This window comes from Paraburkholderia sp., assembly GCF_035501035.1.
Classification (GTDB): Bacteria; Pseudomonadota; Gammaproteobacteria; order Burkholderiales; family Burkholderiaceae; genus Paraburkholderia.
Window position 1 is genome coordinate 27,899 of sequence record NZ_DATJWR010000243.1, and the last position, 26,517, is coordinate 54,415.

A 26,517-nucleotide genomic window follows, 5' to 3' on the forward strand; every position below is an offset into this window, starting at 1 on the left:
CTGCTGACAACATCACATTTGCGTTGCCGCTCGCATGTGCCCTGCGAAAGATCACGGAGAAGCCCATGAATGACAACACGCAAGGCTCTCCCGATCGTGGTGGAAAATTTCGGCGGGGCATCCTGAGACCCGTAGCGGCGGTTGACCGCTGGCTGGAGCGGGTCGACCCCGGCACGCACCGCCGAATCAAGGGGTTGCGGCTCGTGACGGCGTACGGCATCGCGGCTGCACTCGGCACGCTGCACGATATTGCCCGCAGCGTGCCCAACAGCGTTTCGCTGGGTTACCTCGCTGGAAGCTTCGCACTCTGGGCGAGCGTGTCCGAGGGGAAAACGACGCGCGCCGAGTCGAGCCGTGATCTCGTGCTGCTGAGTTTTGCCGCCGCGTTGGGCGCGGGCCTGTTCGTGGTTCTTTCTCCGCCGCTGCAGGTTGCGGGCCGGGCAGGACCAGAACTGATTCTCCTGACGGGCGCTTTTCTGGTTGGCTATCTCAAACGATTCGGCATCCTGGGCGCAGGCGTCGGATCGCAAATCTATATTGGAGAGTTGCTCGCATACGGCGCCCGTCTGACGAACGATGATCTGTGGGCCATTGGGATTGCGGCGCTCATCGCGGCCCTGGCGTCGGTGGTGCCACGCGTGCTAAGCGGTCCCGCGGAGCGGCCAGTCGCAATGGCGGCGCTCGCCGCCGGACCCGCCCCCGCTCGTGGGAAGTGCTCGCCCGAGTTCTTCATGGGACTGCAGGCGGCCATCGGTGCTTTGGTCATCGTCGCCCTGAACGGTTTGATTGGTCTCGAGGAGTCCGCCTGGGCGATCACCGCATGCACTTACGTCGTCGCCGGTTCGGCGACCGGCACGATACAGCGTGTGCGTCGCCGGATTGTCGGCACGCTGATTGGCGTTCCGATCGGTCTTGCCTGCCTGCCGGTTGCCGGGCATGCGCCGCTGCTGCTTTGGGGGGCAGCCGCACTCGCGATGGTCATCTATGCGATGGCCCTGCCAGAGCGCTACGACATTGCCTGCGCGGCGTTCGCTTTCACGTTGATCGTGACGCTGGCTGCAAGTGGTGTGCACTCCGTTCCCATGCTTGCAGCTCGCGCCTGGGAAACGCTTCTCGGCGGGGCACTCGGGCTGGCAGCAGCCATGACCATTTTTCCGCTCCGATCTTCGGACACCGGTAAATAGGTTAATTCCGGGTCTCGAAAGCCTTATGAAATGGGTTCGTAAATAAACGTAAATGCAAATCGTTGTCATTTGCATTGTTGTTGAGGTGGTCTGATCAAGCCGGTACGATGCGCCGCTGATCACCGGCGGGCGCACCGACGCCATGAGGCACGGCTGAGGTGATGTCTCACCAATGGCCGAAGCGCATGGTGGCGTTCCAGTACGTCCTGATGATCTCGGACTGGAACAAGCATATGACTGGAAGAGACGTATGAACCGAATGTCACGAGCGCCAATGCGATCCAGCACCCAGACAGGTGAGCCGCAAACCATGATCGCGCAAAATCGTTACCTTGCCTTGCGTGCTTTGCACCAGCAGGTGGGCGATGCCGAACCGGGCCGCTACGATGGTGTTGCGCGATTTTTCCATTGGACGTTTGCTGTTTCGATTATTTACGCCAGCGTAGCGGGTTACTCGCTCGCCCGCATCGCCAACGGGCCCGTGCACGATTTCCTGTCGCAACTGAATATGTCGATCGGCACCGTGCTTATCGTGCTTTTTCCGCTTCGGGTGGTTTGGAAGCTGGTCCGGGTCGAGCCACGTGCGCTGCCCAATGTGTCCATCAGACAACAAACGCTGGCGCACGCCGTACATGCCGTGATTTACGTCACGATCTTTGCTGTGCTTGCGAGTGGTTTCCTGATGGTTCCGAACGGCTATTCGTTCTTCGGCCTGATTGAGATCGACACTCCGTTCCAGAAAGGCCCGCTAACCGACGAATTGTTCACGGTGCATCGCGCAAGTTGCGCACTGCTGGCTGGACTGGTTATGCTGCACGTGGCCGCGGTAATCAAGCACCAGCTGATCATGCGTAACGATGTGTTGCGAAGGATGCTTTAAATATCGTTTCCTGCTTTCAAGCACGATGAGAGCTGCGTACGTATTGGACGTTGCTCTTGTCGCGCGAATACGAGCGGAACTCGCGGTGACTCGTGCGCCGCGTTGCTGCGGATAGCCGCTCAGGACGACCCGTCAGGCGTGTTGTCGGGCAGCGTGAATGCCAGCGGAAGGAGTTCCTGCACGGTGAATGCACGGGGCGCGCCGTCAATGAGAATTCTCGCGTCAGGCGCAAGCTCCTGCAGCCACTGACGACAGGCCCCGCACGGCATACGCTGGCTGATCGGGGCATGGGCGTCCACGCTGATGCACGCAATCGCCACCGCGGAAATCTCCCGATCACCCGCCGCAATGGCGGCCGTCAACGCTGATCGCTCTGCGCAGAGGCTCAGCCCATAGCTGGCGTTTTCCACATTGACCCCTCGGTGCTGGCCCTTCAGGCCCTGGACGACCGCTCCGACCTTGAACTTCGAATATTTGGCGTATGCCTCTTCTGCGGCTTCACGCGCGGCCTGCAGCAGTTCCTCATCCTGCAAAGTCAGTTCGTTCGTCATGCTAATCGTCCCATTTGCATTGAATTTCGCGGCGCACCACATCGACGATACTTCGCATTATTTTGTCGGCGCCTTGCTCAATGTTGCCGCCTTCATCGATCCATCGCATGTCCTTCGCATGATGGGCGGAATCGTACGTTACAGTACCGAGCACATTGCCTCCGTCGATTATAGGATATGAAATTATCCCCTTGATATTCGCGGTGTCCTGCGATTTGACGGGTCTATCGGGGTTGACGTCTCCAGCATGCCCGCATTTTGCGTTTGCCGATTTCACATTGAAATACCATCTCCTGTTTTCGTAATCATCCAGTTCGATCAAGTCCGTATCCGGGTATTCGTGAACGCGATGTCTCGCGACAAGGTACAGGCAGGGCCTGCTGTGCCGGTCGCCGTGCGGCCTGGACTTCCTCACCTCATGGAATGAGCCACGGATATCCTCGAATGAAATCTCTTTTCCCAGGCGCGAGTGCTCGATAAATGCGACCGTGCCGAGTTTCAGCAAGTCCTTCAATTGGGGCTTGGAAGGGGTTGATATAAATCTGTAAACAATGATTGTCTGACCGGCTAACAGCAGAACGGCAGCGGCTACGAATATCCAGCCGGAGAGCGCGGGAGGCGTAGCCGTCAGCTTATTGACGCCAATTGCTGACAACATCCCGACAACGAAACTCAATCCGGCATTCGTTTGAGTAGGGTACTTGCGAAGTTTCTCAAGCATCGTCGCCTCCCCGCACCAATGAACTCATTCGTTCATGGAAGTCATTCGATTCTCAAGCGTCGCCAGTGCTCGCCGTTCAAGTCTAGTATGTTTCTCCGGGAAATACACTTCACGGCTCTCAGCGTACACGCCGCCAAACGGACCGCCATGTGGATACTAGAGACGGTTAGAGATTGTCTCGGCAGGTCAGTCTCGGGAGCGCGGTGGTTTCGATAGCGCTGGCGACGGAACTCCCGTGCCGATTTCGCTTCTTGCGGGGTGCGGGGCAATTGCGACCGGATCGCGCGGGAAACGGAAAGCCCTGCATAATACGCCCATGCAAATCCAAGACCTCGAACGCCTTCTCACCGTCACCATGCCCTTCGGCAAATACAAAGGCCGGCTCATTGCCGACCTGCCAGGGCATTACCTTAACTGGATGGCACGCGAAGGGTTTCCGCGGGGCGAGATCGGCCGCCTGCTCGCGCTGATGCACGAGATGGACCATAACGGGCTGAGAGCCTTGCTCGATCCGCTGCGCAAACGCGGATAGCGCCAATCAGGCGCGATCGGCACAGCGTGCAACGCTGATTCTCACCGCTTCGATCAGGTGTTTATCGCCAATCGTGGCCGGCGATAACCGACTTCTGCCGCATTGCGAGCGGCAGGGACTCAGGCCGTGCCGGCGCCTTCCGTCCTGACTGTGGCTAGTCTGGTCCCGGCAAACGGGTCATTGCGCCAGTCCGCGCCGCCGCGCTTGCCTGAGTCTCGCGTCTGTGGCGCGTCGATTGCGAAATGCTCGAGAGACTGGCCAGCGCTGGTCGCCTGGACCACCCATTGCGGCGGAGCCCCTTTGCCGTCCCATGTGTTGCCGGAGGCGTCCCGGAACCGTACGGCCCGCAACCGCTCCTGGTCAGCCGCAATTGAAGCAGCGATGTCGTCCGGTTCGATTCCGAATTCGGCCATCCGTCGCCGCAAATAAGCCACGATGCTCTCACGCCTTCTTTCATCCATTCAGTATTCTCCGCTCAACACCTTGCGTTGGGCCGGTGATCGCAAGTCGCGTGCCGCCAGGATACCACGCGACGCCGTGCTGCCCATACTGGGGCAGCGAAGAGGTCATTGGCGTTTTCGCACGACGTCTGGCCGGAAGCGGCGTACGCAAGGTATCGCGTTTGGTAGTCGTGGTATTCAGTCAGTATAAGTCAACCCGAAAGCTTTGCTGGCGGTTCAATCCTGCGGATCGTGTCGGCAGGTTTTTTGTCGGTGCGAATGCGCGTGCGAAACTAACGCTGAACGTTGTTAGTTGATCGACGAGTGGTGTGAGTCGGCGACAGATAATCCCTGGCCGTTTTGCGGCGGGACGGCATTCGCAGCGAAACTTACCGGCTACTGTACGCGCAGAACTCATCGGTTGCCAGTTCATTTTCCGTCCAGGTGACGTAGAAACCGCTGAACCTCGTCAATCCAGTTTGCACGAGTGTACTGATGAAGTCATAATCGCCACCGCGACGATGGCCTCAATTCCGACCGGCAGACCGAACTTCGATATGCCAGGAATCGCCTGGAAATGCCTGGAAACGCCGGGATCGCATGGACGGTAAACCCAACAGGGAGAAAGAGAAATGGTTACCTTGGACGCAATCAATCTGAAAATTGCAAAACTCCAGAAGCAGGCAGCGACAATCGCCGAAAAGCAGTCGTCGGTGGGTTTGGCCAGAATCCGTGACCTCATGCACAAGCACGGATTGACCATTGCTGACATCGAGAGTTTTGTCGGTAAAAGGCGCGGCCGTAAGCCGGCGGCTACGGAAGCAAAGTCGGCGACCAAAGCTCCGCGCGCGAGTGTTCATCACGTTGCGCCCAAATATGCGGACCCGAAAACCGGCGCGACGTGGTCGGGCCGTGGTCTGGCGCCGCTCTGGATTCGCGATGTCAAGGATCGTTCGAAATTTTTGATTGAATCCGGTGCGAAGGCTAAACAAGCCGACGCAAAGGCAGCACCGGCGAAAAAGGCATCTGCGAAGCGTGTCGGGGCGAAGAAGGCCGCAACAAAGAAGGCAGTTGCCGCAAAAGAGGCGCCTGGCCGCCCGGCGGCTGTACCGGCGAAGGGTGTTCGCGCACGCAAGGCAGCAGTGCCCGCGAAAAAGCCTTCTGCGCCGCGCAAGGTCGCGGCCAAAAAGGCGCCGGCCGCAGTTGAAGCTGCACCTACGCCTGAAGTGGCAGCAGCGTAACGGACGATACAGTCGTAGCGGGCGGAGCCTCATGTTGACCAAGCCGCATTGGGCGCCCGCTACGACTGATCACTGAGTGCTTTTGCGCGGAGCCTTATGCGAGGGCGACGTCTGGGTACTCAGCATCCGCAGGATTGTCTGCACGATGTGCTCATGCTGCTCCAGTGCTTCATCGAGCGTAGCGGCCGCGTAGCTCTCGTTGTCCCGCATTTGCATTCCGGCAATGCGCGTCACGAACAACAGAGCCTCCCCGGTGCTCGTTTCGGACGCACCGCGAAAGCGCGTCGTGACCGTCACTCCGGATTCTTCCAGCAACGTGCGGCGAAAGATCAGGTCGTTCCCGGACATCCAGCGCGACCAATCGCTGCTGTCGAACACCTCGACGGGCCTGTTCTTCTCATCGAGGATGTAGAGCCGTTTCCAACTTGGCGGAATAGAGCGGGATTTCATATTTCAACGAGAGGGCGGGAGCAGGAATCCGACTGCCTCCTGCCACCAGGTATCGTGGATGTGGCCAATCCAGTCGTTATGCTCGGCACCCTTAACGACCGTCAGGTGTTTCGGAGCGGGTAGCGTGCTATAGAGCGCTTCGCCGAAGCGCGCGGGGACGATGCTGTCGCTTTGCGCAACCACGACGAGAACAGGGCGGGCGAATGACGCCAGGTGTGTCACGCTGTCGTAACGGTCGTGCAGCAGCCACTTCACGGGGAGCCACGGATAGTGGTAAGCGGCGACGTGCTCGAGCCGATCCCATGGCGTGATGAGCAGCAAGCCGGAAGTCTTGTCGCGTTCGCGCGAGCCGGCCGAGGCCACCACGCCGGCCCCGAGCGATTCACCGATGAGCAGCAGCGGCATGCCGTAGAGGTGATGGGCGAGCGTGATGGTCTGTTGGGCATCGGCCACGAGACTCTCTTCGCTCGGCGTGCCGTCGCGTGGCCCATAGCCCGGATACTCGGCGAGGATCACGCGCAGCCCAAGCTGGGTAAGCGCCGCCGCGTAGAACGAACGGTGTCCGGCGTGCCCGGCATTGCCGTGAAAGACGATGGCCGTGCCGTGCGACTTTGCGGCCGGTTCCGCAACGAGCCCACGAAACGCCTCAGATGTCGGCCATGCGCGAAGTCCGCGCGACGCGAGGTTCTCGATTGTGACCTTCTCAGGGAAGTAGATAAAACGATCCTGCAAAATGGCGACTCCCGCGCAGACGTTCAGGCACGTGCTGATAGATAGGTGGCCCTCAAGGTGACGGCAGGGTATTCGTTCTTTCAATTTCCCGGCCGCTGCGGCGGCAAGTCGCTTTCGAAACGGCCCCGGCGGGGTGGGCCGGGGTCGTCTGGCAGGTCAGTGCAGCCGTCGCTGCAGGTCTGAGATTTCCGAATGCATCGAACTGACTGCATCCATGATCCTGACATCGAGACCACTGGCCTGTTGGCAAGCTCGCTCTGCACGATTACCAATCTGCTCGAGATCGTCGACCCACTGCCGGATTCGACCCTCATCCCTGGACGACATGACCTTCTTTGCCGATTTGCATTCGTTATCGAGCTCATCCATCCACTTCATCAAGTCCTTTGGAATCGTCGCAGCGGAATGACAGGTCTGGGATGTCTCGCTGACGGTTTGCTGCAGATGAGTAAAGCGCTTTTGCATTTCACTGGCTTGCAACATGATGCCCCCTTCTAGAACATCAGATGAATTCGGGCAGCAGATGACGATGTGTTGCCCGTGTCATGACCATTCGCCTGCTTCAATTGGCTGCCAGCGACGTTGCATTGCGTCAAGGCGGCCCTCGAGCACGCGAAAGACGGGTCTCTAGTGTAGGCCACAATCGTTGGTCAATCGAATGTGCCAATGCGGGTGGCGGTGCTCCGCTACGGTGCCCGCATGCGGGTGTAGTCGTCGATTGCAGTCCGTGCGTCGCAAAGGGGACGACGACAGTTCGGTGTCGTCGAACCAACGTGCGTCCACCATGTAATCAAACATTCTGCGCACCTATCAGGGGCAATCGCGCTCAAGTATGTATGGCAGGCGCACCGCCATTCGTTCGACACCCTGGTGCGACGCACCAGCCCGCCGTCGTCAGAGCTGTCGAACGTGCTCCTCCAGGTTTCTGTCGTTTTGTTGCAAACGTGCTGAAAGCGACATTGCACGAAGGTTTTAGCACTATAGTTAAAGTGCTTTCTCAAGCTTCTGATGCGACGCGGCAGGAATTGCGCTCTGCATCATGGGCGCGCGGTTTGGCAGGATGCTTTCGCCGTATGCGGCGAGAGGGCCGCAAAAGCAACCGATGTCCGGGAGGAGCAGATGAGACGCACGAAGGCGCAGTCACTGCGCTATCAGGTTGAAAAATGGATTGCACCCACCACTCAGGTACATGTGACTGCGTTCGGTCACATCCGTTCGGGCGGGCCGCGCTACGTCTGCGTGGAGACGCACCAGGCGACGGGACTTCACGCGCTGTTCTTCTTTCAACACGATGATGGCTATTGGAATGTGTATCCTCCCGCAGGTGACCAGCCGCAGTGATGCGTGTGATGTTCAGGTTTGCCTCTCGTCGTCCGCGTCGTGCGCAGGACGCCGGCGCATACTGCGCCTCCTCGGTTTCCGGTTCATCTGCTTCGACGTGCTGCATGATCTGATCGCCAGCATGACGCGTCACGATAGCCGGCTGCTTCCGCTTTGTGGACCAATGTCGCGCCCGTGATGGCCACTCCCATCCGTGGCGGCCTGTCGCCGGGCAACCAATGTTAAGCGCAGACCCGGCAAAGTCGCGACCAGCAATCGAGATCTTCGGGACGGAGAAGATGGCTGATCGGCAGCGACCCATGGGGCAAGTGTGTCGATGAGGTTGGCCGGAGGGTTGGCGATGCGTACGAGCACGGAGCGCAGATACGCCTCAGGAACGATGCCGTTGCGTCTTCACGTTCCAATGTGGCGGTAGATTGCACCGGCACCTGCGCTGACAGAGGTTGCTCTGTGAAGATATAGTTAGGATGCCAATGAAAATGCGTGCGCTGGAGGCGTAATTGCGCATTTCCGGGTGGCGATTGTCGTTGCCGACAACTTCCTCTCACGTCTAGCTCATTCAATCGCATCCTCGTCTTGCTCGTCAATGGTCCATACATCCGACTGCATGTCGAAAGCCGGGATTCGGATGCGGAGTTGTAACGCATCCATGGCGCGTATTCCTGAACGATCCGCTACTATCACCGTCTTCGGCGCGGGAATCGGTGGCGCACAGCAGTCACCAGTGAGGTGCTAAGTTTTTCCGTCTCTTTTGCATCGTTTATACAACACGTTCGGTTGTGCACACACTGCGTTCCTTTGCCTCTGATAGTCTTTTCGCAGCGACAGTTCGGGCCGTTATGGGCCCTGATACGTGCGAACGCGAAGTCCAACAGAGGGGGGCTTATCCATGTTGCATTGGCTTTCAAACTTGATTGCTCACAATGCCGCTACGCCGGAGAAGCAGGCTCAACGCGCGCTCGGTGAATTGCGCATGGCGCTGTTCCAGGCCGAACAACGGGTTCTGGACGCACAATTGCAGGCTGAGTATTACCGCATGCGAATTGCGTTCTGCGAAGAGGTGTTGAAAACGGGAATCGAACAGGTATCGGACCAGCGAAAAGGGCAACGTGAGGCCGTTACGCACGACTTGCGACCGAACCTGAAGCTAACGACCTCGCAATAGTTTGGCCTCTGCGGCGAGCTCCCCGAGCGCGGCCTTCTTCCTGACGGCCGCGCATCTAGACGTTGTCGTGAGAAGATCAGGGATCAGCGCAGCAGGCATACGACTCTGGGCATGTCCCAGAGCGTCCGGGCTCGGATTGGGTCGATTTTCCGGAGCAATTTTGTGCGGACCCGTAACGGGTCGCATGTCATGGTCACGTTGACGAACGTCGTCCACGCGGCCAGTATCAACTCGAAAGTCTCCTGTTTCCAGGAGGCTTTTATTTGAGCAATGGCAGCGGACTGTGCGGCTGGACGGCGCACGGCCTAGTGTCCGTGTGCTTCCTGCAATCCGGCGCCCTTTTCGGGTCGTCGACCACGGGTGCCGACGTGAAATGCCGCCGAGACTACGAAAAGGATTCCGGCGAAAGGCCAGACATAGGTCGCCAAGGCAAAGCAAAGCCAGAGTACATCCTGTGGCGGGTATGCATTGAGTGCCCAGAACAGGCACGCAACTGGCGACATCAGCAGACACAGCGCCGATCGTTTCAGAAAAACGGCGGCCGCAGCATTCTTGAGCGTCTCAGGTTGCATGCCGGTCTCCATAGGGAATGGCACTCGTGTATAGAGTCGCACGGCCGTCAGCTCGCGAAACTCGGTAAATTCCCTGGCGCACGCCGACGCAAAACGACATCGTCGCCATCTTTGACGGCGCTGTCACTCAGCCCGGCGCGGCGGCAGCGGGCCTTGGGTTCCTCGACCTTTGAAGCTGCGGGCTAGACCGCACCGAGGCAACGAGTCATCGACCATTCTGGACCTTGATAGTTTGCCTTGCACGGCTACGACTAGATGTACGGTATCCGGCGGGTCGCAGTGCCGCCCTGATGCGACGTTTCGATTGGTATGTTGGCCTTTCTATTTCGCTCGGGTGTTGATGTCGTTGGCGCATCGTGTCAACGGCATCAACACCCTGTGCCAGGTCATGCGTATCGACCGCGGGTCTATCGATTCACCCGCCATTCGTTGCGGAGGGTTCGAAGATGCGGGCGCTGCCAATGACAACACCTCCAGACGATTCTGGCGCGTTACCCGAATCGTCGGGGGGGTGTCGGGCGAGGCATAGGCGGTCAGTTACCGAAGAAAATGTTGCAATAGCTTGCGGGACCGACGCACGACGATGGCGAGGACTTCGGCAGCTGCTGGTAACTACCGGCGGCTGACGTACCGTTGAGCGTGGTGCCGCCAACGGCGTCGTTGGCGCCCTGTTGGCTGTCCGGTGCGGCGTTGTTGGCCTCCTGCGGGCTGTCCTGTGCAGCAATCTTTGCTTCAGCTGCCTGAATTTCCGCCGGATACGTCGTGTGGTCCCCGTCCCCGATGTGATAGCCGGCCGCCTCGAGACGGATCAGTTCCTCGCGTACCTGCGCGCGGGTGACGGGCGCAGTGTTCTGAGCGAGGCTGACGACCGGGCTGGCAAGCGCACTGCTGGCGAGGATTAGGCATGCAAGGGTTTTCATGATGGAGCTCCTTGAATTGGTTGAACGGGAACGTCGTGCTACGACGGCTCGAATGTCGATCAGCTGCCGAATTACGGAGCGTGGCGACGCTACGGGCCGACACAGTCGGACCAGGTATGGCCGCGTCGAAATAGCTGGTGGGTCTCGCCGTAGACGAAGGGCCGGACGGTACCTCCTCTCGATAGTCATCGCACAGATGGCAAGGGCCGGGCGGTTGTTCTCCTCTTGGCGGGTCGGGAGGAAGCGCCCAGGTAGCGATAACCAAACTAGTAAGGATGCCGAATTGACAATTTAATCTGGAACGGCATACATACGTGAAGTTTTGGTTGATATGGGGTGTAGCCGACCGCCACTCCGCTGCCTTAACCCAAATGTGTATTGCGAATCATCGCAATCTCCCTGAAATCGAGGTGGAAAACGTCGCGCGTAGAGGCTGCATAAGTGCGTGCTGATTGTGCCGAGATTGCGCAAAAAGCGGACGACGCCCATGTATGCACTGCGTTATCCCGATCAGTTGGCTATGAAGCTGTACTCGTAACAGGCACGCGAGACGACAAGAACGTGAGTCATCACGCGGTGAGGTACGCATTCCTTGTGTCCAATTATGTTGCATTATTCGTCGGATTAACCATGTCAGTTGTAGCCTGATCGACTATTAGATGTTCGGCATTAAATGTTCTTTCGTATTCGAACAAATGTTCGGTGGTGCTTTCCGAATATTCGCCGGTGGCTTTGTGAGAGGACTGTGCGAACGTAGCGGCTAAGAATCGCAAGAAGTGGTCACCGGGGTCGACCACGAACATTTGTTTGGCGAGTAACGAACACTTGTACATCGACTTGCTGGGGGTCCGGTAGCACAATTGAGCGCATGCTGAAGCTGATCCTTGGAGGCCTCCCATGGCGTCCTGTACTCAAACACGAGGTGATCATGGCGCGGACGAAAGGCCCGGGGCCAGAACAGCGCCGAATGTGAGTGAAACAGTTCAGAAAATCGAGCGCCGCCGATTCGCTGAATTTGTGAATCTATTTATGGGACCGGTTGCAGCCCTCAGTACCGAGCAGAATCTTCTCGTCAACCGCGAGTTGTTGGGATCACTGTCCCGTCGAACCGTATATTGGATCGCGCTACTGCTGGTTGGAAGCGTGTTCTGGTTCGTATTTGGGTCGTGGGATCGGAACTTAAGCCATATGTCTGTATTCCGTGCCGTCTGGATCTTCGGACTGTGGGGAATGGCCGCGCCCGTGGCCATATTTTTACTGAAAAGGACAATGGCCATCCCAAAGCACGCGAGCGCCGGCGCGATCGAGCAGATGCACTGGGCCTGGGCAGTATTGGTCATGCTGACGTCGCTTTGGTGGGCGGCGGGTAGCTTTGGGCTACCCGCACCCGACTTTTCGCTCCTCCATGGCTATTACTTCGTATTGCGCAGATATAACTTCTTCGAGCTGACGATGATCAGCCACGCAATTGCTTTGCTGCTGCTTGCGCCTAGTCTTCGCGCGACGCTAGGTTCGCTCGTGTTCAGCTCTGTCCCGTTCGGATTTAGCATGGCACCGGTGCTATTTGTTAAGCGGCCAGGAATGTTTGACTGGAATACGGCTCAACTAATTGGCTATTTTTTCATGGCATGGTTTGTTTGCAACGATCAAAAGCGCGCATCTGTAAAAGAGGTCATTCTCGAGGAGGCACGATCGCAGGCTGAGGCGGCAACGGCAGAAAAGAACCAGTTTATCGCTGCGATAAGCCATGACTTGCGCCAGCCGCTCACGACGCTCGGCCTGAAGTTGAATTATATCGAGCGGAATGTCGAATCAATCGGGCTGGCCGAAGACATCTCGATTGCGCAAAGGCAAGTGGATGCAATGGAAGGTATGATCAACGGCGCACTGGATATCAGCCGCCTCGAGTCGGGCACCTGGAATGTCGAAGTTCAAGAGGTGGTGCTGTCTTCCCTTTTGCGCGACATAGTTGCGGATATGCAGCCGATGGCCGGGGCGAAGGACCTGAAGTTGAGACTCCATAACCGCCCCTATCTGGTCCGTACGGATCGACATGCGCTGGACAGGATCATCCGAAACATGGTGATCAATGCGGTCCGTTACACGCCGTCCGAACAGGCAGGAAGGACCGGGCATATTCTGGTGAGTTGTCAAAGGCGTGGCAGCCGCGTGAGGATAAGTGTGTGGGACAACGGGATCGGTATCCCCGAAGCCAGACAGGCGGATATCTTCAAGAGCTATGTCCAGGTCGATAATCCCGAGAGAAATCGTGAAAAGGGTTTCGGACTGGGTCTGTCCATTGTGCAGGGTCTCGCGGACCTTCTTGGTCACAAGCTGGACATGGACTCGGAACCCGGGCGGGGATCGCGTTTTTCTGTTACGGTCCCGTTCGTAGGACTCGTACCGCCAGAGTTAATCGAGGTTCAAACGGTTGAGAACAACGTCCCAGACCTGACCAATATGGTAGTGGCGATCATCGAGGACGATAGCGACCTGAGAGTCGAAATATCGATGCGCCTGATCGAAAATGGATGCTACGTCGTGGCGGGAGAGTCATCACGCGACGTCATCGAGCAGTTGCGTATCGAAGCGTTGGCGTGTGGCCCGCACTTCATCCTTTCCGACTACCGGCTGGAACATGAGGACGGCATTCTTGCGATTGAGGCGGTGCGTGCTGCTACCGATACATCGATCCCCGCGATCCTCTGGTCGGGCGATACCTCATCTGCTGTGCTAAAAAAAGTCGCCGCCAGTGGCATGAAGCTTTTGTCGAAGCCGGTCTCAGAGCAGACCTTGTTGACCCTACTTGCCAAACATAAGCCAAAAGCGTTGACGGAAGGCCGGTGAAAGTGATGGGTTGGCGTTTCTTGATCCCCCTCGGGCCGGTACCGATGAAGGCCCGGTGAGCATAGCTACCGGGTAGCAGGCGCAGGCAGTCAAAACGGCGCTTCAGGCAAGGATGGCGGCGTGCCATCGGGAAATGCATATGGACCGGCGCCGGGATTGTCTACTGCAAGGACGGACGTCGCAAGAGCGTGGTTCGCCCACGTGGACCGCGAACTTTTGTTCGGCATGTGACGAACACCTGTTCATCGACTTGCTGGGGGGGCGGGCGCACAATGGAGTGCATGCTGAAGCTGATCCGCGGAGGCCTCCCATGGCGTCCTGTACTCAAACACGAGATGATTCTGACGCGGGCGAAAAGCCGGGGGCCAGAACATCGCCGAGCGCGAGTGAAACGGTCCGGAAAGTCGAACGCCGCAAATTCGCTGAATTTGTGAATCTACTTGTGGGACCGGTTGCAGCACTCAGTGCCGAGCAGAATCTTCTCGTCAAACGCGAGTTATTGGGATCGCTGTCCCGTCGAGCGCTATATTGGATCGTGCTACTGTCGATCGGAAGCTCGCTCTTGTTTGTATTTGGGTCGTGGATCAAAACTTCGGATATCTATATTGTGTTCCGTGTGGTCTGGGTATTGGGACTGTGGGGGGGCGCTGCTCCCATGGCAACGTACTTACTGAAGAAGACAATAGCACTCCAAAAACAAGCGGGTGTCGACGCGATCGTGCGGCTGCACAGGGCTTGGGCTGCATTGGTCATACTCACATCGTTTTGGTGGGCCGCGGGTAGCTTTGGGCTAAACCCACCCGACTTCTCGGGCCATGCCTCTTACTCTAAATTGGCCAGGTATGGATTCTTCGAGTACACGCTGATCAGCCATGCATTTACTTTGCTGCTGCTCGCACCTAGTCTTCGTGCGACTTTAGGTTCGCTCGTGCTGGGCGCCATCCCGTTCGGATTTAGCATTGCGCCACCTCTATTTATTTACCGGCCAGGAATGCTTGTCTGGTTTGCAGCTCAACTGATTGGTTATTGTTTCATCGCCTGGTTTATTTTTTTCAATCAGAAGCGAGCGTGTATAAAAGGAGTTATTCTCGATGAGGCGCGATCGCGGGCTGAAGCGGCAAGGGCGGAGAAGAACCAACTTATCGCTGCGATAAGCCATGACTTGCGCCAGCCGCTCACGACGCTCGGCCTGAAGTTGAATTATATCGAGCGGAATGTCGAATCAATCAGGCTGGCCGAAGACGTCTCGATTGCGCAAAGGCAAGTGGACGCGATGGAAGGTATGATCAACGGCGCACTGGATATCTGCCGCCTCGAGTCGGGCACCTGGAATGTCGAAGTTCAAGAGGCGGTGCTGTCTTCCCTTTTGCGCGACATAGTTGCGGATATGCAGCCGATGGCCGGAGCGAAGGACCTGAAGTTGAGACTCCATAACCGCCCCTATCTGGTCCGTACGGATCGACATGCGTTGGACAGGATCATCCGAAACATGGTGATCAATGCGGTCCGTTACACGCCGTCCGAACAGGCAGGAAAGACCGGGCATGTTCTGGTGAGTTGTCAACGGCATGGCAGCGGCGTGAGGATAAGCGTGTGGGACAACGGAATCGGTATCCCCGAAGCCAGACAGGCGGATATCTTCAAGAGCTATGTCCAGGTCGATAATCCCGAGAGAAATCGTGAAAAGGGTTTCGGACTGGGTCTGTCCATTGTCCAGGGTCTCGCGGACCTTCTTGGTCACAAACTGGACGTGGACTCGGCACCAGGGCGGGGATCGCGTTTTTCTGTTACGGTCCCCTTCGTAGGACTCGTACCGGCAGAGTTAATCGAGCTTCAAGCGGTTGAGAATGGGGAACCAGACCTGACCAATATGGTAGTGGCGATCATCGAGGACAATAGCGACTTGAGAGTCGAAATATCGATGCGCCTGATCGAACATGGATGCTACGTCGTCGCGGGAGAGTCATCACGCGACGTCATCGAGCAGTTGCGCATCGAAGCGTTGGCGTGCGGCCCGCACTTCATCCTTTCCGACTACCGGTTGGAACACGAGGACGGTATTGCTGCGATTGAGGCGGTGCGCGCTGCTACCGATACATCGGTCCCTGCGGTCCTCTGGTCGGGGGATACCTCATCAGCCGTGCTAAAGAAAGTCGCCGCAAGTGGCATGAAGCTTTTGTCGAAGCCGGTCTCGGAACAGACCTTGTTGACCCTACTTGCAAAACATAAACCAAAAGCATTGACCGAAGGCGGGTGAAAGTTAGCCGAGAACTTCACGGCAGCCCCTTTTCTGAAGCATCCTTTCCAAGGGCCAGTTCGGCACTGACTCTAAGTGCCGCTTCAACTCGGTTTCTGACTTGAAGTTTGTCGTAAATAACACAAGAAACCTGTCTGACGTGTCCCTCGGAAACGTTGAGTTCTCTCGCGATCTGCTTCCCCGAGAGGCCACGCGCAATGCAACGCGCCAGGTCCCACTCTCGCGGAGAAAGTCCTAGATGATGCTGAGTCCGGGTATCGGCGGGTGTTTGGGTCGAACAGGCAAAGCGCAGCAAGACTTCTTCCGGAATCCAGAGTTCACCGCCCAAAATCCTGCTCAGGCCAATGAACATTTTTTTGTGCGCACCTCCCTTCAGAATGATTCCGCGAGCGGCGTAGTCGCGCATGCACATTCGCAAGATTTCAACTTCATGATCGTTCCCGGGGGCGAGTCCCGTGCAGATGACCACGGGAACATTAGATGGATTTCCCGCCTGGAAGTGTTCAAGTGTCGTCGCACCACGGTTCTCGCCGTCCAGATTGAGGTCCAGGAATACCAGGTCCGGGGGAGGGGGCGTGTTTATTTTTTCAAGCGCACTGGCAAGGGTAAATACTGGCGTGATTTCGATTGGAGTTGCGCTCAGCTCCGACGCATGTGATTGGATATATTCGGAAAGAGCAATGCAAAGAATTTCGTGGTCATCGACCCATAAGATTTTCATGCTCGCTTCTCCTCTTATGCACCAGAGAAACGCAACCCGTCGCACTAGGTTTGTGTGCACAGTGCTTACCAGCTTAGCATATCGTGGCGAGACCGAAGGCCCTTGAAGGATGAATGGAGAACTTTCCGCTTGCTGGTGGTATGTGCTGCCGCAAAGCCTTCGTTATCGTCCAGCGCAGGCACGTAATTCGTCGAATCGACGGATAAGCATTTGAGTTCTTTGTGTCAAGCGGCACAAAGCAGATAGCCTTGGTGTCGACGCAGGCGGAGTCAGATCGCATGCATGTAGTTTGCTATCAATCGCAAGACTGAATATCGCCAGACGCGGATTTTCGGAGCCACGTTGGCGTTTTGGTGACGGAGCAGTTCGGTCTCTGCGGTTATTTCAACTATCCACGCCGGTGTATCGGTTTTCGGCTACCAATCGGTCGTTCGGCACTCACGAACTGCACCGGTGGAGCGGCGTTGCATCCGCGCTTGTGAAGCGTCAGAATCAATCGTCTCCACCCCGTGGGTACAGGAGGAAGTATGCGCATTCTGGTGGTGGGAGCGACAGGGCTCCTCGGTAAAGAGATCGTCGGTTTGCTGTCGTCCGGGCACGACGTGATCGGCGCGAGCCGAAAAGGGGCGGCCATCGCCGTCGACATCTCAAGCAAGGAATCGATCGTCGCGATGTACAGGCAGGCGCTACCGCTGGATGCCGTGGTGTGCGTCGCCGGCACCGCAAGATTCGCGCCGCTCGAAACGCTCGCAGACGATGACTTCGCATTCAGCCTCGCAAACAAGCTGATGGGTCAGGTCAATCTGGTTCGCTGCGGCGTATCGAGCATCAAACCGGGCGGCTCGATCACGCTGACGAGCGGTGTGCTCGCGCAGCACCCGATCGCGGGCAGCGCAGCGGTGAGCATCGTCAATGCCGGCGTGGAAGCGTTCGCGCGCGCGGCGGCGCTCGAGTTGAAGGGCAAGCTGCGCGTGAATGTCGTGAGTCCCGGCTGGGTATCCGAGACGCTCGAGGCGATGGGGCGCAATCCGAACGACGGTGTGCGTGCGTCGGTCGTCGCACATGCGTTCCGTAAGTGCGTAGAAGAAGACATCACCGGGCAGGTCGTATCGGCAACCCATTGAAACGCACGACGGCAGGTTGCGGCCGTACATCGCCACCGAAAGCGAGTGGAACTGCCTTCCCCGTGGCTCGTTGGCAGTGGGCAGATCTCAGCTCTTTCTGGACGTTTTCGCAACAAATGGCGTCGGTATGTGCTGGACCTTATCGTTTCCGCACTTCGGGCAATTCGGATGAGCGGTTTCATGTTCGGCGAGATGTTCGGTGTGTTCGAAGGTCTCACCGCACTTCTCGCAACGATACTGGTAAGTCGGCATGGCAATCCTCTAACGCGAATCCTGCACGTCGTGCTGGCCACACAGTGCCAGCGATGCGCGGCAGCGTATGAGGTCATTCTAGTGCAGGAAACGCCCGCGTACGCGTCTCACCAGGCGTTCATCGGACACTCGGCGAGAAATGGCCGTACGCGTTAAAGGCCATGTGGGTATACGCGAGCCCGCATAGCCTCGCGGCGGAGGCGGGAACTTTCGGCTTTTGGCCTTTTGATGGACTCCATCGAATGATGGAGGGCAGAGCGATTACTCGCGCATACGATTTCAATAGCGGGTAAGGTCGGTACTACAAGCCCCGTAAGCAGCACAATCCAGCGCACGGCCGGTTTCGCTTTGCAAACGTTACCGAACGTGCGCTTGTGCATTTGCTTTGTCGTCGTCATCTGGAGAAAAATCCATGAACGCTCTTACGCCAGAAACGATTGCGATCGTTAAATCGACTGCTCCGGTCATGCGACAGCATGGCGTGGCGATCACGAATCGCATGTATGAGCGGCTTTTCGTAGATCCAGAGATAAAGGGCCTTTTCGATGAGGCTGCCCAAAAGTCCGGGGAGCAGCCAAAGCGACTCGCCGCTGCACTTCTCGGCTTTGCTAGTAACGCGGACAACCTTGACGTTTTGACAGCCGCGATAGAGCGAATCGCCGCACGCCATGTTGAAATGCATGTGGCACCTGAGCACTATCCAGCAGTCGCTAACGCGTTGCTTCCCGCCATCAAAGACGTGCTCGGGGACGCTGCGGATGAACGTGTCCTGAGCGCCTGGGGGGAGGCATACTGGTTTCTGGCAGATGTATTGAAGAGCCATGAACGTGGTCTCTACGCGCGGGAAGCATGATGCGGTTTGGCTTCATTGGCGACCACGGCTAGTTTGCAAAGGTCTCAAGAGACGGAAAGGTGTACGTGCCCCCGGTCATTTGGCCTGCGATGCGACGAAGACGAACGGAGCGCACATGTTGATGCTATGTTACGCAGGCATTTGAACGTCCCATGGTGTACCGGGCGCCGGGTTCCGGCCGAACATTGATTCGCTGCGTCAACAGCGATACCTTAACGCCTGTGCTGGCCGTTGGGTTCCAGTCAACGAGAGGAGAATCGTTTCGTGAAGAGAGCATGGGCTTTCTCCTGCGTCGTGGCCTTGAGCGCGATCCTCGGTGGATGTGGCAAGGAGAGTTCGCGAAACGTCACTGAGGCGTCGGGCGCATCCGCGGCTCAGGCGCCGGGTCAGCCAGCGCAGGGCGCAAGCGGTAGCCCCGCCTCGTCAGGCTCGCAAGTGACGGGCGCGCTGGGTACCGTCACCGCGGCACAGTTGCCGGGGGAAGCAGCCGAGACACTGCGGCTCATCAAGGCGGGCGGTCCCTTCCCTTATGGGGACGACGGTGTGTTGTTCCGTAACAGTGCGCTTTTGCTACCGAAGCATCCGCGCGGCTACTACCACACATACACGGTTCGCACCCCCGGCGCGACGGATCGAGGGCAGCGGCGGATCGTATGCGGTGGACCGCGCAGGCAGACCGGCGACTGCTATTACACCGACGATTACTACGTCAGTTTCAAACGCATTGCAGGATGATGCGCCAGCTGAGGTTTCGATCAGGCGTTGGCCGCCAGCACCAGGTCGGCGGCCTTTTCTCCAATCATGATCGACGCCGCATTCGTATTCGGCGAGCACATGGTCGGCATGATCGACGAGTCCGCCACGCGCAAACCTGGCACGCCGTGTACGCGAAGCTGAGGATCGACGACGGCCATTTCGTCGACGCCCATCTTGCGGGTGCCGATCGGATGCCAGCTGGTCTGCCCGGACTCGCGGATGTATTGCGGCAGCGCGGCCTCGTTCTCAACGTCGATGCCCGGCCGAGTTTCGCGCTCGACGAGCGGCGCGATGCCGGGCTGCCGCATTACGCGACGCGCCAGTTGTAGCGCTTCCAGCATCACCTGCTCACGGTGGCCGACCACGTCGCCATGATGCCGGGCCGGGTCGTCAGATAGCGCATGCCCATCCACGCCTGACGTAACGGACTACTTATGATTTCGTTGAGCGTGATCGATCGCGTGCAAGCATAGGTGATGCGCGACTGCACATGGTCGATCAGGTTCTCGCCCACGTCGGGTAGATGCCGCTGCGCCGGAATGCCGAGCTCTCGTAGACTTTGCGCGTCGCCGATTCGACCCGGCGCTCAGCACGACTTCGCGAGCGGCATGAGCGGTCCGGGTTTCGCCATTCCGCCGATACTCGACGCCCGTTACCCGGCTGCCGTCGAATAGCAGCCGCGTCACGAGGGCGCCCGTGGCCATGCGCAGATTGCCTTGCGGCCGCCCGTGCAGATAACCGATGGCCGTACTGCAACGGCGCCCTTGCCCAACCGATAGCTGCAGGTATCTCACGCCCTCGTAGTTCGTGCCGTTGTAATTGTCGATGCGCGGAATGCCAGAGAAGCCCATTCAATTGCCCGGCGACGACGGTGTCGCAAGGCATATATGGATATCCGTTGGGCGTAACACTCAAGTTTCATGTGTCTTTGTCGATAACCGGTTGGAGAGCAGTCCATGAAGATATGCAGTGTGTATGAACTGGTAAATCCAATCCGACACGGAATCGCAATGACAATGACAATTGGAAGGCAAATTGAAAGAATTGGACTGCCGGCCAGAGATCGTTACTCGATCCATTGCCGCTGCGTGCAATCGAGACCCGGTCGCTGAGAGTCGTCGCATGGGGAAGGGGTGGAATTCGTGATACACGGTGGAGGCGCTAATGTACGGTTGCCGTTCGGCCGGATATCTGGTGTCCTGGTATCCGCGTGCCATACGCGCGAAATCTATATCCACTCAATTTTTCGTGATTCACGGATTCTCTATGCTTATCAAGAATGTTGCGGTTAGCCTCCCTTCGCGCGTCGTTACGAATGAAGAAGTTGTCGACATGATCCGGTACCACTCGACCGCATTCGATGGCGACATCGACAGGGCGGCGCGAACCATCAAGACGCTTCTCGACCGAAGCGGTCTCGTCCATCGGCGCTGGTGCGATAGTCACGAGTCGCCCATCGATCACGTTGCGATGGCGACGCGCAAGGTGTTGTCGGAAACGTATCTGAGGCCGGAGCACATCGAACTGTTCATCTTCGTCGGCATCGGAAGAGGGTTTCTCGAGCCGGGCAATAGCCACATGATGGCGAGCACACTCGGATTCGGTAACGCAGAATGTTTCGATGTCGTCGATGCCTGCATGAGCTGGACGCGGGCAATGTCGATTGTCGACAGTCTCTTCAAATCCGGCCAATATAAAAACGCAATGATCGTGAATGCCGAATTCAATATGCTCGCAGGTGGTCCGCTTTATCCGGCGAATTTCGCGCTCAAGCATCACGCGCAGATTGAATACACCTTGCCGTCGTTCACGATAGGCGAAGCTGCCACTGCTACGCTGGTTGTCGCAAAGGAGCCGGAAAACTTCAGCTTTGCGTTTCGCGGCAAGCCTGAGGTTTCGGACCTGTGTACGATTCCCATTCCTGGCTACGAAGGGTATTGCCACCCCACGGAGCGCATCGGCAAGAACGGCGAAATGCGGTTCACGTCCTTCGGCCACGAGTTGCACAAGAACTCGGACGAGCTGTCTGCGGTATTCTCCAGGCTGGCTGTTCCCAAAAAAGATATCGACATTGTTTTCACCCACGCCTCGTCGAAGGCCGCGTGGCACGGTTATGGCGTAAAGGCAGGTATCGACGACAAGATGTATCACATCTATCCCGATACCGGAAATCTCGTTTCCGCCTCGATTCCGGCTGCGATTTCAATGGCAAAGGAGACGGGGAAACTGAAGCGGGGCGACAGGGCGTTGTGCTGGGTCGGCAGCGCAGGCATGTCATTCAACGTTAGCAGCTTCCGGTTCTGAAGCCCGGTATCAAGTTATCGAGAATAATATGAAAGGCATTGCAGGAGGCATCCGCTACCTGCGGCAGCGGGTTCGCGACGCGTACGGCTTGTCGGACCTTAGCGTGCTGGCGGTTGGCGTCATCGGGGCAATCGGACATCCGTTGTACTGGTTGTGGTGGACGTACATCGATCCTCAACCCAATGAAAGCACGCTGATGCGAGTCGTCGGCGCGCTTGCGTGTCTCCTGCTGCTTCTGCGTCGCTTCTGGCCAGCAGCGGCGGCGCGCTTTCTGCCGTGGTATTACTTCTTGACGGTAGCCTATACGCTACCGTTCTTTTTCACCTACTACCTGATGACCGGCCACTATTCGATGATCTGGTCGATGGCGGAAGTCGGGATGATGTTCTTCCTGATAGCGATTTTTCCATCGTTCGTCGTGCTGGCTCTGAATCTGGCCATCGGGGTTGGCTTTGCCATCTTCTGCGCGTGGATCGTCAGCCCGCAATCGCTTCAGGTCGACGGACATTTGTTGCTCTACACGTACTTCCCGGTTTTCGCGTTCGGCATTGGCGCTGGCCTCACGTTCAGCTACAGCAACATGCGAGGGATCACGGCGCAGGCGAAGAACGGCGCGCTACGGGCGCTTGCCGGCACGATCGCCCATGAAATGAGGAATCCGCTCAGCCAGCTCAGGTACGTGCTCGATCGCGTCGAGGAGGCGCTGCCCGCAATGGCCGAGTCGAGGCCTTCGCCGGTGCTGCCGGTCGATGCGGTGGCTTCGCTCTCGCAGCACGTTGCGCACGGGCAGTTGGCGATCGACCGCGGCCTGAGAATCATCGCGATGACGCTGGACGAAGTCAGTGCCAAGCCCATTCAGTCGGACAATCTCAACTACGCGAGCGCTGCAGCGGCGACGCGCAAGGCGCTCGACGAATACGGCTTCAGCGACAGGAAAGAGCGCAGCCGCGTGAGGCTGATGGTCCTCGAAGACTTTACCTTCAAGGTCGACGAGACCGTTTATCTGTTTACGTTGTTCAATTTGATCAAAAATGCGTTGCATCACATGGTGGCTCATCCCACTGCAACGCTTACGCTGACCGTTGACCGGAACAAGGTTATCGTTCACGACACGGGACCGGGCATCGCAGCCGAGATGATGTCTGAGCTGTTCGAGCCTTTTCGCACGCAAGGAAACGCTGCAGGCACGGGTTTGGGGCTCGCCTACTGCCAGCGCGCCATGCGTTCGTTCGGTGGCACCATCGAATGCCGTTCGGAAGTGGGTAGCTTTACGCAATTTACGTTGGCGTTTCCAGCAGTGCCGGAGGCTGAAATCGCGGCTTACCGGCAGCAGCTTGTTGTGCGCGCAACGGCGTTCTTCACCGGGAAGACGATTCTTCTCGTGGATGATGACGCGGTCATGCGTGAGAAAGTCTGTCACGCGCTTTCCGGAGTGGGTGCCCAGGTTGCCGAAGCGGAAAGCGGTGAACGGGCGTTGACGCTCCTTCGACAAAGTTCCACCTACGATCTCGTGCTGATGGACATCAACATGCCGGGTCTGGACGGCTACACGACCACGGAGAAGATCCGCTCCGATCCCGATCTTGCTGCCTGGAGCCCGCTTGTTGTCGGTTATACGGGCGAGGATCACACGCTGGCTCGTGTGCTTGCGCAGGGAGCCGGCATGGACGCCACGATCAGCAAGTCCACACGCATGGTGGAACTGGTGAGCACGCTGCAGACGCTCATGGAAAGCGGCGATCGGCATTTGCGCCACCCGCGCTTCGATGGCTTCGCGGGCAAGACGATTCTCGTCGCGGACGACGACACCTACAGCAGGATGGTCGCGAAGAGCTATCTCGAGCGATGTGGCGCGAGCGTCGTGGAGGCGGAAAACGGAGAGGAAGTGCTGCGCCGCCTGCAGGGCGAAAGGACCGTCGACGCCATCGTGATGGACATGAACATGCCCGGTATGGGGGGCGTGGAGACAGCAACCTGGATTCGCGCCCGCGTGGACGAGTATGCAGACATGCCCATTGTGGCGTTGACTGGCCAGTCCGATATGGACGCAGTCCGAGCCTGTCTTGCGGCGGGCATGAACGAGGTGATGACCAAACCCGTGCAGGTCGGCGTCCTCTATGCCTGTCTCGCGCGACAGTTTGCGCACTCGCGCCTCGCGCCCGTCCCGGAGAAGAGGGAGCGTCCAGCAGCGGCTGCCATTCGGGCAGGCAAGCAGCCGGCGCTCGCACAGCACGACCTGCTCGATGCGGCGCACCTGGAGGAACTCGCGTCGCTCGACATGCTGGATCATGCTTTCCTCAAGGGCGTCGCGCATTTGCGCTCCCTGTTGACGCAGCTTGCGGGCAGCGTAGAGGCGCGCGATTTCCGGGCCACGCAAGTGACGTTGCACCTGCTGCTCGGCAACAGCGGCAATCTCGGCGCGAAAGCCTTGCACGCGCATGTGCAGCAGATCTACCCGCAGGTCCTTGATGGTCAATGGCCTGTCGAGGCTGACTGGTGTGAGCGGACCTGCGCGCTGGGGAACCGTTCGGCCGATGCGCTGCATCAATATTTTCTGACCGCGATAGGTCCGGTCGATCAGGCGGGCGTATCGAGCGCCGACTGAAGTTCGAGGGGCCTTTGCGCGTGAACGGCTTTCAGGCGGTCTTTGCACGCGCCAGAGCGCAGAGGCAAGAAAATGTCTGAAGCCCTGGGGCACAGAGGCCCCGGGAACCGAGATGAACAACCTGATGCGCCCAGGCGGCGCAGACCTAGCTGACGAAAGGCAGCTTCTCGTCGCGCGCGGTCGCGAGCATTGACAGTGTGATCTTTCTCACCTCCAGCTTGCTCTGCGTAATGTGAGCGCGCAGCAGGATGCTCGCTTCGGCAAACTTGCTGCGATCGATGAGGTTGAGCATCGTCGAATGCTCGTCGTAGGTCGCGCTCGTGCGATGGGCCTTGAGAAAATCGAGCCGCCGTACGATGCGTATGCGCTCGGTGACCTCGTTATGCACGCGCAGCATCTCGTCGTTGCCGGCCGCGCTCACGAGGCCGCAATGAAAACGCTCGTCCAGCGCGAACATCGCGGCCGGATCGCTTTCGCGCTCGCCTTCTTCGACGCACCATATGGCGCGCAGCTCGTCCATGGCGTTGTGGGGGACGCCGGAGAGCCGCTCGAGCGCCGCCAGTTCGAGCACGATGCGCAGGTCGTAGAGCTGGTCGAGCCGGTTGAAGTCGATATCGCAGACCTTCCAGCCGCGCCGGAACCCCACTTCGAGATACCCTTCGCGCAGCAGGCGGAACAGGGCGTCGCGCATTGGCGTGCGAGATACGCCGTAGTGCTGGGCGATGTCGTTCTCGGAAAAGCGGTCGCCAGGAAACAGGCGAAAGCTGAAGATGTCCTGCTTGATCAGCTGATACACCTGTTCTGCAAGCGGGTTCGCGCTATAGGCCACCTTCGCACCAGGTGCTGCGCAGGCTTCGGCGGCCACTTCGGGCAAGTCGTCCATGAGTCGGCTGTAAAAAACGTCGAGAGTTTTGCGGCGCGTCGGCGCGATGGCGGGCGACGCAGGCCAGTTCCCTATTATCCGCGCTTAGTGTCCATGCTCAGACAGGTTCGATGAGGCTCACGTGCGCCGCCACGATCGTCCAGCCGCCGAACGCGGCGCCTTTCTCGCGCAGGCGTGCCCACGTCTGCATCTGGCGGCCCGTCAATGGCGTGGCGTCGCTCGTGAATTCGGTGCTTACCGTGGCGTAGTCGGCGCCGAATGTCGTCACCACGGTGCGATGCAGCCGCCGTGAGCGCGGCACCGGCACGCAGGTCTCCCGCCAGCGGCGGATCGCCTCGCCGCCATGCTGGATTTCAGCGATGCCGTAGCGCACGGTCTCAGGAGAGTCCCAGAAGAGTGTGTTCATCGTCTCGACGTCGTTGTCGACGAGTGCACGTTCGTAAGCCTCGAAAGCCGACTCCACCTGAGCAACGACCTCGGATCGGTTCAATTCCAGCGTCATCAGGCTGCCTCCAGCAGTGCGTCGAGCGGGGCGGTCCAGCCGACGATGCCGCCCTGCGAATGAATCATCGCGATCGTGGCTTCACGAAACGCGGGAATGTAGCTAGCCGTTGCATCCTCGATCAGCAGACACTCGTAGCCACGATCGTTCGCTTCGCGCATCGAAGTCTGAACGCAAACCTCGGTCGTCACGCCCGCGAACACGAGGTGCGTGATGCCGCGCATCGACAGTGCTTCGCCGAGCCGCGTTGCATGGAAAGCGCCTTTGCCGGGCTTGTCGATGACGAGTTCGCCTTCGAGCGGCTTCAGCGTATCGATGATCGCGTTGCCGGGCTCGCCGCGCACGAGGATGCGGCCCATCGGTCCCTCGTCTCCAATGCGCGCATTCGGCGTGCCGCGCAGGCGTTTGGCCGGCGGGCAGTCGGAGAGGTCGGGCGCGTGCGATTCGCGCGTGTGCACGACCTGCCAGCCCGCCGAGCGTGCATGCGCGATGAGCCGCTCGACCGTCGGCACGATGTCGGCGAGCAGCGACACGTCGTTGCCTAGCGCCTCGCCGAAGCCACCCGGCTCGATGAAATCACGCTGCATGTCGATGACGATGAGCGCCGTGTGGCGCGCATCGAACGTGAACGGCGCGGGTTTTGCGCCGGTGATGGTTGTCATCGCTGTCCTTCTCCCTTTGTCT

29 protein-coding genes are annotated in these 26,517 nt (G+C 58.5%); 13 read left to right on the top strand and 16 right to left on the bottom strand.

Annotated features, from left to right (window positions below):
* Positions 1 to 65 precede the first annotated feature (65 nt).
* Both VMJ11_RS17965 and VMJ11_RS17970 read left to right on the top strand, forming a co-directional pair.
* Positions 66 to 1,184, top strand: coding sequence for an FUSC family protein (locus VMJ11_RS17965; RefSeq protein ID WP_325620741.1), 1,119 nt, complete (start codon positions 66 to 68; stop codon positions 1,182 to 1,184).
* Between the two features lie 274 nt (positions 1,185 to 1,458).
* Positions 1,459 to 2,064 (top strand): cytochrome b, encoded by a 606-nt coding sequence (locus VMJ11_RS17970; RefSeq protein WP_325620742.1) that lies wholly within the window; start codon positions 1,459 to 1,461, stop codon positions 2,062 to 2,064.
* Positions 2,065 to 2,183: 119 nt separating this feature from the next.
* Here VMJ11_RS17970 and VMJ11_RS17975 read toward each other — a convergent pair whose 3' ends face one another.
* A complete protein-coding gene (locus tag VMJ11_RS17975; RefSeq protein ID WP_325620743.1) occupies positions 2,184 to 2,615 on the bottom strand; it encodes a cytidine deaminase in 432 nt (143 codons plus the stop codon).
* A gap of 1 nt (position 2,616) precedes the next feature.
* On the bottom strand, positions 2,617 to 3,336 hold the full coding sequence (locus VMJ11_RS17980) for a hypothetical protein (RefSeq protein WP_325620744.1): 720 nt from the start codon (positions 3,334 to 3,336) through the stop codon (positions 2,617 to 2,619).
* A 316-nt stretch (positions 3,337 to 3,652) separates the two neighbouring features.
* Between VMJ11_RS17980 and VMJ11_RS17985 the strand changes: the two genes are divergently transcribed.
* On the top strand, positions 3,653 to 3,868 hold the full coding sequence (locus VMJ11_RS17985; RefSeq protein WP_325620745.1) for a DUF3820 family protein: 216 nt from the start codon (positions 3,653 to 3,655) through the stop codon (positions 3,866 to 3,868).
* 119 nt (positions 3,869 to 3,987) lie between these two features.
* Here VMJ11_RS17985 and VMJ11_RS17990 read toward each other — a convergent pair whose 3' ends face one another.
* Positions 3,988 to 4,329, bottom strand: a complete 342-nt coding sequence (locus VMJ11_RS17990; protein ID WP_325620746.1) for an H-NS family nucleoid-associated regulatory protein — start codon at positions 4,327 to 4,329, stop codon at positions 3,988 to 3,990.
* 611 nt (positions 4,330 to 4,940) lie between these two features.
* On the opposite strand from VMJ11_RS17990, the gene VMJ11_RS17995 reads away from it, so the two are divergent.
* Positions 4,941 to 5,549: an H-NS histone family protein gene (locus tag VMJ11_RS17995; RefSeq protein ID WP_325620747.1), complete on the top strand. Its 609-nt coding sequence runs from the start codon at positions 4,941 to 4,943 to the stop codon at positions 5,547 to 5,549.
* Positions 5,550 to 5,618: 69 nt separating this feature from the next.
* On the opposite strand, the gene VMJ11_RS18000 is transcribed toward VMJ11_RS17995, so the two are convergent.
* The 3 genes from VMJ11_RS18000 to VMJ11_RS18010 all read right to left on the bottom strand — a co-directional run bounded on the left by VMJ11_RS18000 (position 5,619) and on the right by VMJ11_RS18010 (position 7,214).
* A complete protein-coding gene (locus VMJ11_RS18000) occupies positions 5,619 to 5,999 on the bottom strand; it encodes a hypothetical protein (protein ID WP_325620748.1) in 381 nt (126 codons plus the stop codon).
* A 3-nt stretch (positions 6,000 to 6,002) separates the two neighbouring features.
* The gene (locus tag VMJ11_RS18005) at positions 6,003 to 6,734 is read right to left on the bottom strand and encodes an alpha/beta hydrolase (protein WP_414694424.1); all 732 of its coding nucleotides are present in this window, start codon (positions 6,732 to 6,734) and stop codon (positions 6,003 to 6,005) included.
* A 153-nt stretch (positions 6,735 to 6,887) separates the two neighbouring features.
* Positions 6,888 to 7,214, bottom strand: a complete 327-nt coding sequence (locus VMJ11_RS18010; RefSeq protein ID WP_325620749.1) for a hypothetical protein — start codon at positions 7,212 to 7,214, stop codon at positions 6,888 to 6,890.
* A gap of 636 nt (positions 7,215 to 7,850) precedes the next feature.
* On the opposite strand from VMJ11_RS18010, the gene VMJ11_RS18015 reads away from it, so the two are divergent.
* The gene (locus VMJ11_RS18015) at positions 7,851 to 8,072 is read left to right on the top strand and encodes a hypothetical protein (RefSeq protein WP_325620750.1); all 222 of its coding nucleotides are present in this window, start codon (positions 7,851 to 7,853) and stop codon (positions 8,070 to 8,072) included.
* Between the two features lie 129 nt (positions 8,073 to 8,201).
* On the opposite strand, the gene VMJ11_RS34500 is transcribed toward VMJ11_RS18015, so the two are convergent.
* Positions 8,202 to 8,453, bottom strand: coding sequence for a hypothetical protein (locus VMJ11_RS34500; protein WP_414694425.1), 252 nt, complete (start codon positions 8,451 to 8,453; stop codon positions 8,202 to 8,204).
* Between the two features lie 508 nt (positions 8,454 to 8,961).
* On the opposite strand from VMJ11_RS34500, the gene VMJ11_RS18025 reads away from it, so the two are divergent.
* Positions 8,962 to 9,237 (top strand): hypothetical protein, encoded by a 276-nt coding sequence (locus VMJ11_RS18025; RefSeq protein ID WP_325620751.1) that lies wholly within the window; start codon positions 8,962 to 8,964, stop codon positions 9,235 to 9,237.
* Positions 9,238 to 9,542: 305 nt separating this feature from the next.
* Here VMJ11_RS18025 and VMJ11_RS18030 read toward each other — a convergent pair whose 3' ends face one another.
* Together VMJ11_RS18030 and VMJ11_RS18035 are read right to left on the bottom strand one after the other, a co-directional pair.
* Positions 9,543 to 9,809, bottom strand: coding sequence for a hypothetical protein (locus VMJ11_RS18030; RefSeq protein ID WP_325620752.1), 267 nt, complete (start codon positions 9,807 to 9,809; stop codon positions 9,543 to 9,545).
* 533 nt (positions 9,810 to 10,342) lie between these two features.
* Complete coding sequence (locus tag VMJ11_RS18035; protein ID WP_325620753.1) at positions 10,343 to 10,729, bottom strand: DUF4148 domain-containing protein; 387 nt, start codon at positions 10,727 to 10,729, stop codon at positions 10,343 to 10,345.
* Between the two features lie 897 nt (positions 10,730 to 11,626).
* On the opposite strand from VMJ11_RS18035, the gene VMJ11_RS18040 reads away from it, so the two are divergent.
* Complete coding sequence (locus VMJ11_RS18040) at positions 11,627 to 13,576, top strand: hybrid sensor histidine kinase/response regulator (RefSeq protein WP_325620754.1); 1,950 nt, start codon at positions 11,627 to 11,629, stop codon at positions 13,574 to 13,576.
* A gap of 310 nt (positions 13,577 to 13,886) precedes the next feature.
* Positions 13,887 to 15,833: a hybrid sensor histidine kinase/response regulator gene (locus VMJ11_RS18045; RefSeq protein ID WP_325620755.1), complete on the top strand. Its 1,947-nt coding sequence runs from the start codon at positions 13,887 to 13,889 to the stop codon at positions 15,831 to 15,833.
* A 16-nt stretch (positions 15,834 to 15,849) separates the two neighbouring features.
* Here the strand turns inward: VMJ11_RS18045 and VMJ11_RS18050 are convergent, their stop codons facing one another.
* Complete coding sequence (locus VMJ11_RS18050) at positions 15,850 to 16,554, bottom strand: response regulator transcription factor (protein WP_325620756.1); 705 nt, start codon at positions 16,552 to 16,554, stop codon at positions 15,850 to 15,852.
* 527 nt (positions 16,555 to 17,081) lie between these two features.
* On the opposite strand from VMJ11_RS18050, the gene VMJ11_RS18055 reads away from it, so the two are divergent.
* Positions 17,082 to 17,678, top strand: coding sequence for a short chain dehydrogenase (locus tag VMJ11_RS18055; RefSeq protein ID WP_325620757.1), 597 nt, complete (start codon positions 17,082 to 17,084; stop codon positions 17,676 to 17,678).
* Between the two features lie 87 nt (positions 17,679 to 17,765).
* Here the strand turns inward: VMJ11_RS18055 and VMJ11_RS18060 are convergent, their stop codons facing one another.
* A complete protein-coding gene (locus VMJ11_RS18060; protein WP_325620758.1) occupies positions 17,766 to 17,930 on the bottom strand; it encodes a zinc ribbon domain-containing protein in 165 nt (54 codons plus the stop codon).
* A gap of 412 nt (positions 17,931 to 18,342) precedes the next feature.
* Between VMJ11_RS18060 and VMJ11_RS18065 the strand changes: the two genes are divergently transcribed.
* Complete coding sequence (locus VMJ11_RS18065; RefSeq protein ID WP_325620759.1) at positions 18,343 to 18,783, top strand: globin domain-containing protein; 441 nt, start codon at positions 18,343 to 18,345, stop codon at positions 18,781 to 18,783.
* 264 nt (positions 18,784 to 19,047) lie between these two features.
* Positions 19,048 to 19,518 (top strand): ribonuclease, encoded by a 471-nt coding sequence (locus tag VMJ11_RS18070; RefSeq protein ID WP_325620760.1) that lies wholly within the window; start codon positions 19,048 to 19,050, stop codon positions 19,516 to 19,518.
* Positions 19,519 to 19,538: 20 nt separating this feature from the next.
* On the opposite strand, the gene VMJ11_RS18075 is transcribed toward VMJ11_RS18070, so the two are convergent.
* Positions 19,539 to 19,952, bottom strand: coding sequence for a GMC oxidoreductase (locus tag VMJ11_RS18075; protein WP_325620761.1), 414 nt, complete (start codon positions 19,950 to 19,952; stop codon positions 19,539 to 19,541).
* A 15-nt stretch (positions 19,953 to 19,967) separates the two neighbouring features.
* The gene (locus VMJ11_RS18080; RefSeq protein WP_325620762.1) at positions 19,968 to 20,390 is read right to left on the bottom strand and encodes a GMC family oxidoreductase N-terminal domain-containing protein; all 423 of its coding nucleotides are present in this window, start codon (positions 20,388 to 20,390) and stop codon (positions 19,968 to 19,970) included.
* Between the two features lie 415 nt (positions 20,391 to 20,805).
* Here VMJ11_RS18080 and VMJ11_RS18085 point away from each other — a divergent pair, with 415 nt between their 5' ends.
* The gene (locus tag VMJ11_RS18085; protein ID WP_325620763.1) at positions 20,806 to 21,843 is read left to right on the top strand and encodes a 3-oxoacyl-[acyl-carrier-protein] synthase III C-terminal domain-containing protein; all 1,038 of its coding nucleotides are present in this window, start codon (positions 20,806 to 20,808) and stop codon (positions 21,841 to 21,843) included.
* Positions 21,844 to 21,871: 28 nt separating this feature from the next.
* Positions 21,872 to 24,448 carry an ATP-binding response regulator gene (locus tag VMJ11_RS18090; protein WP_325620764.1) on the top strand — a complete coding sequence of 859 codons (2,577 nt, stop codon included), beginning with the start codon at positions 21,872 to 21,874 and terminating at the stop codon, positions 24,446 to 24,448.
* A gap of 145 nt (positions 24,449 to 24,593) precedes the next feature.
* Here VMJ11_RS18090 and VMJ11_RS18095 read toward each other — a convergent pair whose 3' ends face one another.
* From VMJ11_RS18095 to VMJ11_RS18105, 3 genes are all read right to left on the bottom strand, one after another.
* Positions 24,594 to 25,331 (bottom strand): GntR family transcriptional regulator, encoded by a 738-nt coding sequence (locus VMJ11_RS18095; protein WP_325620765.1) that lies wholly within the window; start codon positions 25,329 to 25,331, stop codon positions 24,594 to 24,596.
* A 97-nt stretch (positions 25,332 to 25,428) separates the two neighbouring features.
* The gene (hpxZ, locus tag VMJ11_RS18100) at positions 25,429 to 25,833 is read right to left on the bottom strand and encodes an oxalurate catabolism protein HpxZ (RefSeq protein WP_325620766.1); all 405 of its coding nucleotides are present in this window, start codon (positions 25,831 to 25,833) and stop codon (positions 25,429 to 25,431) included.
* Positions 25,833 to 26,495 carry an isochorismatase family cysteine hydrolase gene (locus VMJ11_RS18105; RefSeq protein ID WP_325620767.1) on the bottom strand — a complete coding sequence of 221 codons (663 nt, stop codon included), beginning with the start codon at positions 26,493 to 26,495 and terminating at the stop codon, positions 25,833 to 25,835. The genes hpxZ and VMJ11_RS18105 overlap by 1 nt, the downstream gene beginning before the upstream one ends.
* Positions 26,496 to 26,517: the final 22 nt, after the last annotated feature.